Source organism: Escherichia sp. KTE96, from assembly GCF_000408525.1.
Taxonomy (GTDB): domain Bacteria; phylum Pseudomonadota; class Gammaproteobacteria; order Enterobacterales; family Enterobacteriaceae; genus Escherichia; species Escherichia marmotae.
Genome location: NZ_KE137149.1, coordinates 86,401 through 101,583, shown reverse-complemented (window position 1 = coordinate 101,583; position 15,183 = coordinate 86,401). Strand labels below are relative to the sequence as shown.

Annotated in this window: 11 protein-coding genes; 1 reads left to right on the top strand and 10 read right to left on the bottom strand. The window is 51.1% G+C overall.

The features are described from left to right. Positions 1-47: 47 nt before the first annotated feature. The 7 genes from trmL to A1WG_RS13790 all read right to left on the bottom strand — a co-directional run bounded on the left by trmL (position 48) and on the right by A1WG_RS13790 (position 10,554). Complete coding sequence (gene trmL / locus A1WG_RS13760) at positions 48-521, bottom strand: tRNA (uridine(34)/cytosine(34)/5-carboxymethylaminomethyluridine(34)-2'-O)-methyltransferase TrmL (protein WP_000932355.1); 474 nt, start codon at positions 519-521, stop codon at positions 48-50. 47 nt (positions 522-568) lie between these two features. Further along, entirely contained in the window at positions 569-1,759 is a 1,191-nt protein-coding gene (lldD, locus tag A1WG_RS13765; RefSeq protein WP_000586943.1) for a quinone-dependent L-lactate dehydrogenase, read from the bottom strand. Beyond that, entirely contained in the window at positions 1,756-2,532 is a 777-nt protein-coding gene (gene lldR / locus A1WG_RS13770) for a transcriptional regulator LldR (protein ID WP_001517469.1), read from the bottom strand. The genes lldD and lldR overlap by 4 nt, the downstream gene beginning before the upstream one ends. Then, positions 2,532-4,187, bottom strand: a complete 1,656-nt coding sequence (gene lldP / locus A1WG_RS13775) for an L-lactate permease (RefSeq protein WP_001055313.1) — start codon at positions 4,185-4,187, stop codon at positions 2,532-2,534. Before lldP ends, lldR begins: the two co-directional genes overlap by 1 nt. 408 nt (positions 4,188-4,595) lie before the next feature. After that, positions 4,596-8,921, bottom strand: coding sequence for a YadA-like family protein (locus A1WG_RS13780; RefSeq protein ID WP_016242552.1), 4,326 nt, complete (start codon positions 8,919-8,921; stop codon positions 4,596-4,598). Positions 8,922-8,964: 43 nt separating this feature from the next. Next, positions 8,965-9,657: a SadB/YajI family lipoprotein gene (locus A1WG_RS13785; protein ID WP_050558866.1), complete on the bottom strand. Its 693-nt coding sequence runs from the start codon at positions 9,655-9,657 to the stop codon at positions 8,965-8,967. A 534-nt stretch (positions 9,658-10,191) separates the two neighbouring features. Next, entirely contained in the window at positions 10,192-10,554 is a 363-nt protein-coding gene (locus A1WG_RS13790; protein ID WP_000665670.1) for a YibL family ribosome-associated protein, read from the bottom strand. A 267-nt stretch (positions 10,555-10,821) separates the two neighbouring features. On the opposite strand from A1WG_RS13790, the gene yibT reads away from it, so the two are divergent. Continuing rightward, entirely contained in the window at positions 10,822-11,034 is a 213-nt protein-coding gene (yibT, locus tag A1WG_RS13795; RefSeq protein ID WP_010376448.1) for a protein YibT, read from the top strand. Between the two features lie 11 nt (positions 11,035-11,045). Here yibT and mtlR read toward each other — a convergent pair whose 3' ends face one another. The 3 genes from mtlR to mtlA all read right to left on the bottom strand — a co-directional run bounded on the left by mtlR (position 11,046) and on the right by mtlA (position 14,930). Continuing rightward, a complete protein-coding gene (gene mtlR / locus A1WG_RS13800) occupies positions 11,046-11,633 on the bottom strand; it encodes a mannitol operon repressor MtlR (RefSeq protein ID WP_000228285.1) in 588 nt (195 codons plus the stop codon). Then, complete coding sequence (mtlD, locus tag A1WG_RS13805; protein WP_001517473.1) at positions 11,633-12,781, bottom strand: mannitol-1-phosphate 5-dehydrogenase; 1,149 nt, start codon at positions 12,779-12,781, stop codon at positions 11,633-11,635. Before mtlD ends, mtlR begins: the two co-directional genes overlap by 1 nt. Before the next feature lie 235 nt (positions 12,782-13,016). After that, positions 13,017-14,930 (bottom strand): PTS mannitol transporter subunit IICBA, encoded by a 1,914-nt coding sequence (gene mtlA, locus A1WG_RS13810; protein WP_001517474.1) that lies wholly within the window; start codon positions 14,928-14,930, stop codon positions 13,017-13,019. Positions 14,931-15,183: the final 253 nt, after the last annotated feature.

Genomic DNA, 15,183 nt, shown 5'->3' with positions numbered 1-15,183 from the left:
GATCGTGCCGGATGCGATGCTAACGCATCTTATCCGGCCTACAGTAACTAATCTCTCAACACCGCCCCCGGATACCCCAACTGCCGCCAGGCTTCATACACCACCACCGACACCGCATTGGACAGGTTCATGCTGCGGCTGTCCGGCACCATTGGAATACGAATTTTTTGTTCAGCGGGCAGGGCGTCAAGGATGGTTGCGGGTAAGCCACGTGTTTCCGGGCCGAACATCAGATAATCGCCATCCTGATAACTTACGGCGCTATGTGCGGGCGTACCTTTAGTGGTAAGGGCAAACAGACGCTGGGGATTTTCCGCCTCAAGAAACGCGCTATAGTCATGATGACGCGTAACGGCGGTAAATTCGTGGTAGTCCAGCCCCGCGCGGCGCAGGCGCTTGTCGTCCCAGGCAAATCCCATCGGTTCGATGATATGCAGACGAAAGCCGGTATTAGCGCAAAGACGAATGATGTTGCCAGTGTTTGGCGGAATTTCTGGTTCGTAAAGTACGATGTTTAGCATACTGCCCCCTTAGTGCGGGGGCAGGATAGCAGATATTAATCTAACCCTTAAGCTGCATTCCCTTTCGCCATCGGAGCCAGTGCCGCAGGCAACTCTTTACCCAGCCCCTGAACCAGCGAGTCTTCCGTGATTTCGCTAATTGATTTCGCACCAGTCAGCGTCATCGCCACTTTCATCTCTTTCTCGATCAAATTCAGCAAGTTTGCTACGCCCGCCTGGCCCGCCGTTGCCAGCGCATACAGGAAAGCACGGCCCAGCAGTACGGTATCGGCACCGAGTGCGATCATACGCACAACGTCAAGCCCGTTACGAATGCCGCTATCCGCCAGAATCGCGATATCGCCTTTCACCGCATCTGCAATAGCAGGCAGTGCGCGGGCGGAAGAGAGCACGCCATCCAACTGACGACCGCCGTGGTTAGAAACTACAATGCCATCCGCGCCAAAACGGACTGCATCACGGGCATCTTCCGGATCGAGGATCCCTTTGATCACCATCGGGCCATCCCAGAAATCACGGATCCACTCAAGGTCTTTCCAGGAGATGGATGGATCGAAGTTATTCCCCAGCCAGCCGATGTAATCTTCCAGTCCGGTCGGTTTACCGAGATAAGCTGAGATATTACCTAAATCATGCGGACGACCGTTCAGACCCACATCCCAAGCCCATTGCGGATGAGTCACCGCCTGCAAGTAGCGGCGCATTGCAGCATTCGGACCGCTCATACCCGAGTGTGCGTCACGGTAGCGTGCGCCCGGCGTTGGCATGTCAACGGTGAAAACCAGCGTCGAACAACCCGCGGCTTTTGCCCGTTCCAGCGCGTTACGCATAAAGCCGCGATCGCGCAGCACATAAAGCTGGAACCACATTGGGCGCTTGATTGCTGGTGCAACTTCTTCAATCGGGCAAACGGAAACCGTCGAGAGAGTAAACGGAATGCCATGCGCATCTGCCGCTTTTGCTGCCTGGACTTCGCCGCGACGCGCATACATGCCGCATAAGCCCACCGGAGCCAGCGCTACTGGCATCGACAATTTCTCATTAAACAGCGTCGTTTCCAGGCTTAAGTCAGACATGTTTTTCAGAATGCGCTGGCGCAGCGCCACGTCGGACAAATCTTCTACATTGCGGCGCAGGGTGTATTCAGAATATGCGCCGCCATCCATATAGTGGAACAGGAACGGCGGCAGAATGCGTTGTGCGGCGGCGCGATAATCGCTGGCTGCGGAAATAATCATGCGTTTTTCTCCCTCGAATGCTCATGATGCTCACCGGGCAGGCGGGTAATGCGTGCGCGGCGTGCCTGATCTTCATCGAATCGTTTTATGGTGGTGTGGACAAAACTGAGATGCGCCATCATCGCTTTACGCGCACCGTCGGCATCACCAGCAAAAATGGCGTCAATGACTGCCTGATGCTGTTCAGTCAGTTGCGAAAAAACGGGCGGAACCAGATACATCCGCTGGCGACTTTGCATTACCGAGGACTGCAGGACATCAAAGAAACCGCGCATGGTCTGTAGCAGAACAATGTTATGTGAGGCTTCGGCAATCGCCAGATGAAAACGAACGTCTGCTTGTGAGGCGAGGTCCGGGTCTTCGCTGAGCGTTGCCTCAAAGCAAAGCTGAATTTTCTCTTTGTCGCCAGGCGTGGCGCGCATCGCCGCATGCCAGGCGGTGCTGGCTTCAATGGCGTAGCGGGCTTCCAGAATATCGAAGCTGTAATCCGGATCATCGGCCATCAGCGTTTTCAGTGGTTGGACGATGTTTTGCTCCGACCATGCATCATGACGCCAGCGAATAAACGTCCCGCCGCCGCGTCGGCTAAGCAGCACGCCTTCGCTTACCAGTTTTGCCAGCGCCTCGCGTAATGAATTACGCGACACGCCGAGCTGCATCGCCAGTTGACGTTCAGCGGGCAACTTCATGCCCGCCTCCAGATTTTTTTCATCAATCAGCGCCCGTACACGATCTGCTACCTCGTCTGACAGGCGTCTGGGTATAACCATCATTAAGGAATCATCCACGTTAAGACATAGGCCTGCAGCGTGGTGATCACGCCCACCATACAGGTGAAGATCAGGCTGTGTTTGACAGTAAAGCGGAACAAATCAGACTCTTTGCCAACCAGGCCTACTGCCGCACAGGCGATGGCGATAGATTGCGGAGAGATCATCTTGCCGGTGACGCCGCCGGTAGTGTTGGCTGCAACCAGCAACAGGTCAGAGACGCCAATTTGTTGTGCTGCTGTGGCTTGCAGAGCGGCAAACAGGGCGTTAGATGATGTATCCGAGCCGGTCAGGAATACACCCAGCCAACCAAGGAATGGCGAGAAGAAGGTGAATGCGTGGCCGGTGTGTGCCAGAGCCAGCGCCAGTGTTGACGACAACCCGGAATAGTTCGAAATAAAGGCGAACGCCAGCACCATACCAATGGAGTAGATGGGCAGCGCCAGCTCTTTCAGCGTGTTGCCGAAGGTGCTGATAGCGTCAGACGGTTTCATTTTCAGCCAGATAACAGAGAGCAGCGCAGCAAACAGAATGGCGGTGCCGGTGGCAGAGAACCAGTCGAACTTAAACACGGCTGCATAGGCGGTGGCTTCGCTGACCACCGGCGGCATACGAGCAACCAGTTTATCGAGGTACGGCACCGGAATGTTGATGACCCACTCATACAGCGCTCCGCCCGAAGCGAACAGGGCTTTAAACGGTGGAATACTCCACAGTGTTACGGTGGCGGTCAGGAACAGGAACGGTGTCCAGGCACGCAATACCTGACCTGCGGTGTAACCGGTGTGAGCCAGCGTCATATCAACCTGTGACGCCCCCAAATCACCGAAGCGGAAAACGCGCACCGGCTGCCAGCGTTTGAGGAACAGTGTCAGGCAGAGTAGCGATACCAGCGAAGAGATAATGTCCGGCAGTTCCGGCCCAATGAAGTTGGAACTGAGGTACTGTGCGATGGCAAACGAACCACCCGCAACCACGACCGCAGGCCAGGTTTCTTTGATACCGCGCCAGCCGTCCATAATTGCCATGATCCAGAACAGCACGATAATAGTCATAAATGGTAGCTGGCGGCCTACCATCTGGCCAATCTCAAAGCTGTCGATGCCTGTTACCTGCCCGGCAACCAGAATCGGAATACCCATTGCGCCAAATGCCACCGGTGCGGTGTTAACAATCAGGCACAGCCCGGCGGCGTACAGTGGTTTAAAGCCCAGGCCGACCAGTAAGGCTGCGGTAATCGCGACCGGTGCGCCGAAGCCTGCAGCCCCTTCGAGAAATGCGCCGAAACAGAAACCGACGATCAGCATTTGCAGGCGCTGGTCAGGGGTTATTGAAAGAATGGACGAGCGGATGATGTCAAACTGCCCGGTTTTCACCGAGATCTTATAGACGAATACCGCTGCAATAATAATCCACGCGATCGGCCACAGGCCGTAGAAGAAGCCATAAACCACGGAGGCCAGCGCGTTGGCGACCGGCATTTTATAGAACAGCAAAGCTACCGCCAGAGCGATAGTGACCGTCCAGGTGGCGGCGACGTATCCTTTCAGTTTGAGCTTAATCAGCGCAAAGAAGAAAAACAGGATGGGAAGCGATGCTATCAGGCTGGAAAGCCAGATATTCCCGGCGGGATCATAGTTTTGTTGCCAGAGATTCATTGCAGGTCTCCTGGAGGCCACGCACATCGTGTAATGAGTCTGTTGCTCATCTCCTTGTCACACGTTGTGTAAAAGTGGCACTGCCAATTTTGTTGTGTAGGGATAATGACAATGAATGGTTAACCAAATGTTATGTAATGGCAACGTTAATGTGAGTTTGAATTGATGAACTGTGAACCAGAGGCCAGATAAGGGAAGAATTGGTAGGGCCAATTTGGGGTGAGGAAGGTGTCTGGTAAAGAAAAGGGCAATCCTCATCAGAGAATTGCCCGCAGATTGTTGACCTGGTGCACCTTATTTTGCCGGATGCGGCGTGAACGCCTTATCCGGCCTACAGGAATTTGTGGAATCCCCCTGTAGGCCGGATAAGCGTAGCGCATCAGGGTTTACCCATTCGTTAATGGATAATTACCACTGAATACCGGCACCGAGTGCGGCGGAGTATTCGCCCTGGCTATTGGTACTACCTTGTAATTTGTAGACCCAACGACCGTTGGCACTCACCATCGATACACCTAAAGCAACAGCCGATTCACCGTTATAAGTACCGCCACCAATAGAAGCCATGCTGGCACCTGGCGTGTAGGCCTGAGGCAGACCAGTCATCGCCATTGCCGAAGCGATACCACCGCTCAGCTTGCTTTCAGTTTTAGACAGTTTGTGATCCATCTCAACCATGCGCTGATCGGTGTATTGCTTCGTTTCCTGCACGCTTTGCTTCAACTGTGCGTAGTTCACCGCATCGTTGTTTTCCACGCCAGCGGAAACGTTGCTAATACGTGTTGTGCCGCCATTGCCGCCCCCGAGGGTAATGCTGCTGTAGTCAACAGAACCGTCAGATTTAGTGTCGTAGCGAACGCTGCCGGCTTCAGAAGATTTCAACTGCGCAACGTTAACGGCGTCGGTAGCATTTTTACCGGCGGCTACGTTGGTGATACGACGCTGATTAGTAGAAGAACCGACAGAGATCGTATTTTCTTCGTCTGCCATAGAGCCCGTACCCAGTGCAACGCTGTTGTCAGCGGCAGCAATAGAGCCGGAACCAATCGCGACGCTATCTGTACCCTGGGCATTGGCATCTGCGCCAGTGGTGTTGGCTTTGAAATATTTGGTACTACCGGTGGTTACGATATCACCAATACCATTTTCGATATTGGTGACGCGGGTATCCAGATTTGTTACCTGAGTGTTGAGGTTGGTAATGCTCTGGGTATTTTGCTCCACACGTGCATCCGTGACTTTCAACTGCCCAACGTTGACAGCATCGGTATCAGCCGAACCCGCCGCGACGTTAGTGATCTGACGCTGACCCTGTCCACTGCCAACAGAAAACTCACCCACAGAATTTTGTGGCGCGTTCATGTTGTAAGCGGTGTAGTTGCTTTGAGCACCACGGGTAGTCTGAGAACCATTACCTATCGCAATGCTATCCGCATGATTTACGCGTGCATTACTACCGATAGCAATACCGTTGATTGCATCGGTCAGTACTAGCGTATTCAGACCTATGCCAATACCAGCGTCAGCATTAACGGCTGTTTTCGCCCCTATTGCCAGGGAGTCAGTTCCTACGGCCAGCGAATCTTCTGCTGTTGAATTGGCGTGGAAATATTTGGTTGGTGTGGTCGCTACAGCGCCAATAGCGTTCTGCAATTGACGTACGGTAACGGCGTCATGTGCTTCTGAACCATCGGCAATGTTAATGATTTGACGATATTTACCATCGTCGCCAATCGACAAGGCACCCAGCAGTTCACCATCCGTGGTGTCATAACCAATCACCACACCATTTTTCGTCACGCTGGTAGAACGAGAACTCTTCACAATGACACGGTCAGAAACGGAGTTGCTACCTATTGCAATGCCGGTATCAATAGTGCTACTGCTGTCCTGGCCAATCGCGATGCTACTGGCACCAGAAGCAACGGAGTTATAACCGACAGCGGTAGATCCAATGCCTGTGGCGCTGGCATCGTGGAAGGTTAAACCGGTGTCATTTGTACGAATATAGTTAATACCTGTGCCGTTTTTTTCTGTATAGGTATTGCTGGTATCGCCGGCAAAGTTGTTGATCATCATATTTGTGGCGTACAACTGAGAACCGTTGACTGCATCGTTGCTGTTAGCATCAACCAGACCGTCTGCCACGTTAGTAATTACACTGGCACTGCCGTTGTGGCTGGCGTTGAATGCGCCATTGTTACCTGCGGTTGCATCCCAGAGCAGGGCATCATCGAGAGTTGAGTCGATCGCGTCCAGAGCGTCGCCCACATTATCGTAATCGGCATTCGCAATTGTGTATGATGGCGCGCTGATGCTGCCATCTGTATTCACCGTAGAACCGCCTCCCAGAGCATCAGCGACAGAGTTGCTCATGGTGTAGAGTTGCGAGCCGTTTACGGCATCGCTGCTGGTTGCGTCTACCGCACCTGCCGCTACATTCGTGATTTGGCTGGCGCTGCCACTATGGCTGGCGCTAAATGCCCCGGTTTGACTGTCCCAAAGCAGGGCATCACCAAGTGAATTACCCATCGATGTATTAATCGCGTTCAGGGCATCACCAACGTTACTGTAATCGGTTCCGTCAATATTATATGTTGGTCCGGTTAACGCACCGCTGGCATCAACTGCGGCATTGCCACCCAGGTACGTCGCGACGGAACTGCTTAAGCTGTAGAGTTGAGAGCCGTTAATCGCGTCGGTACTGTTGGCATTGATGTCACCTATTGCAACGTTGGTGATTTTGTTGGTGGTGCTGGTGCCGTGTTTGGCACTGAACGCCGTACCATTCCACTGCAGGGCATCATCTTCCAGACCCGTGATTGTGGTGTTGATATCCGCGACATCATCAGTCAGGTTGGTGATGTTGGTGGTGTTGGTGGTTACATTATCGTTGGTGGTTTTCAGTTGTGAACCGTTGACGGCATCGGTGCTGGTGTCTGACAGGTCACCGGCCATGACGTTGGTGATTTTGTTGGTGGTGCTGGTGCCGTGTTTGGCACTGAACGCCGTACCATTCCACTGCAGGGAATCATCTTCCAGGCCCGTGATCGTGGTGTTGATATCCGCGACATCATTGGTCAGGTTGGTGATGTTGGTGGTGTTGGTGGCAACGTTATCGTTTGTCGTTTTCAGTTGCGAGCCGTTGACGGCATCGGTACTGGTGTCTGACAGGTCACCGGCCATGACGTTGGTGATTTTGTTGGTGGTGCTGGTGCCGTGTTTGGCGCTGAATGCCGTACCATTCCACTGCAGGGCATCATCTTCCAGGCCTGTGATTGTGGTGTTGATATCCGCGACATCATCAGTCAGGTTGGTGGTGTTGGTGGCAATGTTATCGTTTGTCGTTTTCAGTTGCGCGCCGTTGACGGCATCGGTACTGGTGTCTGACAGGCTACCGGCCATGACGTTGGTGATTTTGCTGGTGGTGTTAGTGCCATGTTTGGCGCTGAATGCCGTGCCATTCCACTGCAGTGCATCATCTTCCAGGCCTGTGATTGTGGTGTTGATATCCGCGACATCATTGGTCAGGTTGGTGATGTTGGTGGTGTTGGTGGTAACGTTATCGTTTGTCGTTTTCAGTTGCGCGCCGTTGACGGCATCGGTACTGGTGTCTGACAGGCTACCGGCCATGACGTTGGTGATTTTGTTGGTGGTGCTGGTGCCGTGTTTGGCACTGAATGCAGTGCCATCCCATAGCAGAGAATCGTCCTTCAGATCTGTCACCGCCGTATTGGTGGTGTTGATTGTCGAATTCACTGCATCAAGAGCATCACCTACATTGTTGTAGGTCCCTGAGGAAATAGTATAGGTTGGCGCATTAACGGTTCCGTCAGCAGGATTCACACTGGCATTGCCGCCTAACCGGTTTGCCACCGATTGGCTAAGCGCAAAAATCTGCGAACCATTGACGGCATCGGTACTTGTTTTGTTGATGATGCCTTTATCAACAAATACAATTTTTCGCTGGTCCGTATTGTTACCGACAGAGATAACATTGTCTGCCGCTGCGAGAGAACCCGCACCAAGCGCGATGGAATTATTTCCTGATGTTCTGGCTCCATTACCCAGAGCGACGCTGTTGTTTCCGCTCACAAAGCTGTCCTGCCCTAGCGCGACAGCCCCTGTCCCGTTCGACTGGCTGTTATAGCCCATAGCAACAGAACCGACTTTGGTCGCCTCACTTGCTTGACCTATCGCGAGTGAATACGAGCCACTGGCTTCGCTGTCCTTGCCCACCGCCGTCGCGTTTGCACCGCTCGCTTTAGACAAATTCCCCAGCGCAATGGTGAAATCTCCGCTTGCTTCAGCAGTACCTCCGATTGCTATGGCGCGACTGCCCGATGCTTTACTTAGTTGCCCTAATGCTAACGCTCTGTCTCCTGATGAGTTGCTTTTGTAACCTAGTGCGGTACTTCCCAATGCAGAATAAGCATCTTCCCCTATCGCAACAGATGATGTTCCGCTTCCCCTGGGCCCTGCGGTTGCGACTGCCCCCTTACCAATGGCTATCCAGCCATCAGTCAGTGGAGTATCACCGGCAACTTCTTCGGCACTTTTACCACCATCAAGCCCTGAGGCATATACTCCAGATGACAGCAACCCACCAACAACGAGTGCAGAAATTAACAGCTTACTGCGCCCGCTCTTCTTCCCACAGCTTTTTGCCGTTTCGCTGGCAACGCTATAACTGCCCGTCGCCGGGTTCCAGATAACTTTAAAGATTTTGTTCATTATTGATGCTCTCTATTCCTTGATATAAGCGCAGAAGCCGCATTTATTTTTTGCTTTTTCGTTGCCGAGTTTCAGCAGGTTGAATGATGCCGAACTGAAGATTGGTCATATTGATGGACAACTTCAGATACTTCAGGTTATTAGGCGAAACGCCTTTTAATGTCAGATTAATGTCTTGCCATTGACCAGGCATTAATTGAAGAGTGGAATTCATAGTGGTGTTGAAAAGTAATTGCTGCCATTTCGCCAGGGCTTTGGCATCAGTGGGTTTTTCATTACCCCATGTAGCATGGAAGCCAATGTTTGATACGGGAATGCTTAAAAGGTTAACCAGCGAAATCCGAATAACGCTGCCATTCTCTACGGCATCAATAGACAGTATGCGTCCTGCTAAACCGACTGAGCCGTTATTTAAAATGAAGTATTGTGTTTGTGTTGGGTTAAATTCAGTGAAGACAAATTCGTCCTGTTTGTTTTTGACAGCCTTTACGATGCTGGCAAGTGTTTTGGTGCTGTTTGTGATATTATTCTGTTGTTTTTCAAATAGTTCTATTTTGTGGTTATATTGTTCTTGTTGCTTCTCAAGCGCCTCTATTTTACTTTTTTGCAACTCTTGCTGTTTGGTTAAATCATCGATCAGGTTCGCTTTTTCAATATAATCACAGCCTGTTAATGTACAGAATGACAATATTGTTAACACGTTTAAAAGTGTTTTTTTTATGTTCGCAGGGTGAATTCCTTTTCATAATCCCAATATGTTGATAATTACACCACAAACATTTTTTTGATGAATGTTTGTGGTGTATGTATTCGCAATAAAAATTTATGGAAGAGTTTTGAAATAATTGGTATCGCGAACATGTCATTAAATGACGAATGATTTCATTTTGTAGCGAACGATATTAATCGCACGGATTTTAATGAGCGATATTAATCAATGTCAAATGTTCAAGATTTTAGGCTGACGGGAATAGGGAAGTTTTGTATTCATATAAATGATGTTTTGTGATGAGGTTTGCTATGCTGATGGAAAAATATAAATAATTACGCGTCATTATACGACGATTTATTACTATGATTTATATATAGTACGTTATTGCGCAACGCATTTTCAGATTTTAGCCTGCAAAAATCGCTCAAACTAGTGGGGAAACTGAAACATTTTATGTTAAGAAAGACATCTCATTTGATGAGAGGTACATGCTCCTGCATGTGCCAGCAGGAGCGAGTAAATCGTGAGAGGCTGTGATTACAGCGACCAGAAAGGAACTTAAAACGCGATCTTTGAGAACCCTGTCATCTCTTGCAGGCCCATTTCACGGCCCAGCTCGGTCATTGGGTGCACTACCACCAGCCCACGAACACTCTTCTTCAGTTTGCCCATGTCCGCTTGCTCTTTTTTAGTAATCGCACGCTGGAAAGGCATTTTCATCAGCTTTTGTGCTTCTTTGCTGAGTTTTTGGCTGTGAACGTCACGCAGACGAGCAATTTCAGCTTCCAGCGTGGCTTTCTCTTTTTCCAGTTCGGCATATTTGTCTGCGGCTTCAACTAGCGACAGGTCGGCCTGTTGGTGACGGATGGCGTCCAGGCGATCGCTAAGACGTTTAATTTCGTTTTTTTCGACTTCTTTCATGTGATGGCTTCTGATAAAGATAAATTTATAGTCCTAGTATGCGTGACGGGGTGCTTTGTTCACAACCGATGGTATTGTAATAGTTTTGCTGGGTAACCAATTTTGCGTTCAGAAAAGAATGTAATTTATTGATTAATAAAAAGTAATAAGCAAGTGAGGACAAGCGTTGTAGATTTCGCACGTTTTCCTTAATGCCATTTTTACCGGGATCTAAACTAAAATTGGCGGCCGCGCATTCCCGGCGCGGGGTAATTCGGAGATATTATGATGGGCAAAATAGGTGAAAACGTTCCGCTTTTTATCGATAAAGCCGTAGATTTCATGGCATCTAGCCAGGCGTTCCGGGAGTATCTGAATAAACTTCCCCCTCGTAACGCGATCCCGTCCGATATACCTGAGGAAAGCGTGCCGTTATATCTCCAACGCCTGGAATATTATCGTCGGCTTTATCGACCGAAGCAGGTAGAGGGGCAGCAGTAAGCGAGCATTGCTTACTTTTGAAAGGCTTTTTTTAAGCTGATTTTGGAAATCAGCTCTGTCAGTGAAAGGACCATTGTTGATCGCACAGCTTGTTGATAGCGTTGAACTTGCATCGCGTACAAACTGGAGTCTGCTGGTTCAAACTGTGGCGGCGGTGGTAGCGCCGCCACGCAATGCAGTTCGCCAAATGGCCCAAGAATTTCATCATCGGTAAACGCGTACTCGTTGCCGTCGTGGTTCAGCTCTTCCCGCAGTGCCATCAACAGTTCCGCATCTTCGTATTCATGGCGACTGATTACGCCAAGCCCATAAATCAGCTTTAAGCGCACGGACAGATCGCCCAGCGGGCCATTGCCGTCGAGTAACGGTTCTACAGCATACTTCACCGCGTAATCGTCTTTGCGGAATACCTGAAGCACCAGAAGATTCACCGCCTCGGTCAGGAGATCGACGGCGGTAATCAGAAAGCTTCGCACGGTTTTGCCAGCATTCAGACGCTCAAGCACACGGTTTTCAAAGGCCTGGGTTTGTTCCATTGTTGCCTGCATATCTGACAATCTGTTATTCGGGCGCAGGGACCCCTGCGCCTGGTCCACCATTATTGCATTGCGTTATAAGCGGTTACCGCTTCTGTGACAACCTCGCTGTTGGCATCAAGCCCGGAAATCTGTGCCAGCGCAGCCTGCGGCCCTTTGTCGGCAATCAGCGCAGCCAGTTCCTGAGCCTGTGGATCTTCTTCACTGCGGAAGTGCATGGCGGCAGCAATACCCTGAATCAGGTTTTTGTGCGGTAAACCGTACTCCAGCGTACCCAGCAGCGGTTTTACCAGACGATCTCCGGCGCTCAGTTTACGCAGCGGCTGACGGCCTACACGCTCCACATCATCTTTCAGATACGGGTTTTCAAAACGGCCGAGGATTTTCTGGATATACGCAGCATGTTTATCAGCATCAAAACCGTAGCGCTTGATTAGCACCGCGCCGCTTTCTTCCATCGCACCTTTTACCACCGCACGGATTTTCTCATCGAGAATTGCGTCACGAATGGTCTGATGACCCGCCAGTTTTCCGAGGTACGCGGTTATAGCATGGCCCGTATTCAGGGTGAAGAGTTTACGCTCAACAAATGCCATCAGGTTGTCGGTTAGCTCCATACCTGGGATGTTTGGCAGCGCGCCTTTGAATTGAGTTTTATCGACAATCCATTCGCTGAAGGTTTCTACCGTCACTTCCAGCGGATCGTTGGTTGCAGAAGCAGAAGGCGGCACGATGCGGTCAACGGCGGAATCGACAAAGCCAACGTGTTCTTCAACCCACGCTTTTGCTTCTTCCGACAGGGCATTCATTACATGGCCTTTCAACTGAGTGGTGCCGCGAACCATGTTTTCACACGCGATGATGTTCAGTGGGGATGCATTACCTTGTTCTTTGCGTTTCACCAGCCCTTTAGCAATCGCCGGAGCAATTCGTTCCAGCACGACCGGACCAACGGCGGTAGTGACTAAATCGACCTGAGCGATTAAATCCACCACGTCATCACCAATACTGCTGACGGCATCAACGCCGGAAACGGTATCGACCTGCTCGGTTTCACCGACCACATGAACCTGGTAGCTATGACGGGCATTCAGGGCATCAAGTACCACCTGATTGACATCGGCAAATGTCAGTTGAATACCCGCATCAGCCAGCAGTTTACCGATAAAGCCACGACCGATGTTACCTGCGCCAAAATGTAATGCTTTCATAGTATTAACCTTCATCAATGTTTTTACCCGAGAGGGCTGGGGTGAGGCATTTCCCTCACCCAAACCCTCTCCATGAGGAGAGGGGCCGAGATATTGCCGGATGCGGCGTAAACGCTTTATCCGGCCTACAAGAACGAGCAAATTCAATAAATTGCACTTTGTTTTATAGGCCTGATAAGCGTAGCGCATCAGGCAATTAGCCCCACCTTCTCCATGTGGAGAGGGTGGGAATGGGTTACTTACGACCAGCCAACAGTTCCAGCACTTCATCCACGCTGGTGGTGTGTGCCAGACGCTCAATGACGGACTCATCATCCAGCGCGTTGGTCAGGCTGGTGATAACCTGAATGTGCTCGTTGTTACGGGCAGCAATACCAATCACCAGACGGGCAATGTCATCTTCTTCTTCACCGAAGCGCACGCCTTCCGGGTACTGACAGAACACGACGCCAGTTTTCAGCACGCGATCTTTCGCTTCAACCGTACCGTGCGGCACGGCGATAGACTCACCCAGATAGGTCGGGGTCAGTTTTTCACGATCCAGCATTGCCTGTATGTATTCCGGCTCAACGTAACCGCCTTTCACCAGTTGTTCGCCAGCAAAGCGAATAGCTTCTTCTTTAGTTGCCGCTTTACGACCGAGGAAGATGTTCTCCGCGCCCAGTTTGAACAGGTTGGCGTTAGAATCGTCAAAGCTGTCTTTCAGGCTGTCTTTCACTTTCTCTTCGTTTTCAGTATGGCGCTGGGCAGCAACCAGACGTTCGGTCAGGCTGGTGTACAGGCCACTGTCGAGGAAGTTAGTCAGCGAAATATGCTGAGCCTGCGGAACCTGACGCATAGCGCGCTCGGTCAGATCACGGTGAGTGATGACGAGGTCCACATCTGGCGGCAGGTTATTGATCGCGCTGTTAGTGACGGAAATCTGTGACAGACCGGCATCCTGAATTTTCTTACGCAGCACACCTGCGCCCATTGCACTGGAACCCATACCAGCGTCACAGGCAACGATGATTTTACGCACGTGGCTCAGGTCGTTAGTCACATCACCAGCAGACAGCGGAGACGCGCCTTTAGCCTCAGCTTTCATGTCCTGCATACGGCGAGTTGCCGCTTCGATATCGTCTTCCTCTTTCACTTTGCTGGTTTTCAGCAGAATGGCAGAGACAACGAAGGAAACCGCCATTGCCGCACATACACCCGCGATGTTAGCGAAGTAAGCACCTTTTGGCGTCATCGCCAGTACCGCGAGGATAGAACCCGGAGATGCCGGAGAAACCAGACCACCGCCCAGAATAGTCAGCGTAAACACGCCAGTCATACCGCCGAGGATAACGGCGAGGATCAGACGCGGATTCATCAGCACATACGGGAAGTAGATTTCGTGGATACCGCCCAGGAAGTGGATGATTGCCGCACCGCCCGCAGACTGTTTAGCGCTACCACGACCAAAGAACATGTACGCCAGCAGAACGCCCATACCCGGACCCGGGTTTGCTTCAATCAGGAAGAAGATGGATTTGCCCATCTCATGGGACTGCTGAATACCCAGCGGCGAGAAGATACCGTGGTTAATGGCGTTGTTAAGGAACAGGATTTTCGCCGGTTCAACAAAGATAGACGCCAGCGGCAGCATGTCATGGACAACCATGAAGTTAACGCCCGCAGCCAGCATTTTAGACAGGGCTTCAACCAGCGGACCAATCCCCATGAATGCCAGAATCGCGAGGATCATCCCCATGATACCGGCAGAGAAGTTGTTCACCAGCATCTCAAAACCGGATTTGATCTTACCATCTACCCAGCGGTCGAAATGCTTAATGCACCAGCCGCCCAGCGGGCCTGCAATCATAGAACCGAGGAACATCGGCATATCTGCGCCGACGATAACGCCCATGGTGGTGATAGCACCGACCACGCCGCCACGTTCACCACCTACCAACTTACCACCGGTATAACCGATCAGCAGCGGCAGGAGATAAGTGATCATCGGCCCGACCAGCTTCGCCAGCGTTTCGTTCGGTAACCACCCTGTTGGAATAAATAACGCGGTGATGATACCCCACGCGATAAACGCGCCGATATTTGGCATCACCATGTTGCTGAGGAAACGACCAAAGCTTTGCACTTTGATCTTAATATCGGATGACATAAAAACACCCCTTCTTATGTTTGCTGTCGCGCAGGCTGGAAGCCCGAGGTTTTTTGTTAATGTGGCGGCAGAGGTAGCCGGACCTTGTAGATACTGCGAAATCTGGCACTGAATCGGTTAACTGTCCAGTCGACGGTCTTTTGTGTGATATCAATCACATAAATATAGGGGGTAGAGAGGTAATTGACGTGATATTCATCACAAAACACTTGTGTAAAAAAACAACAAGGCGGTGATTTTCGCTAAAAATGGC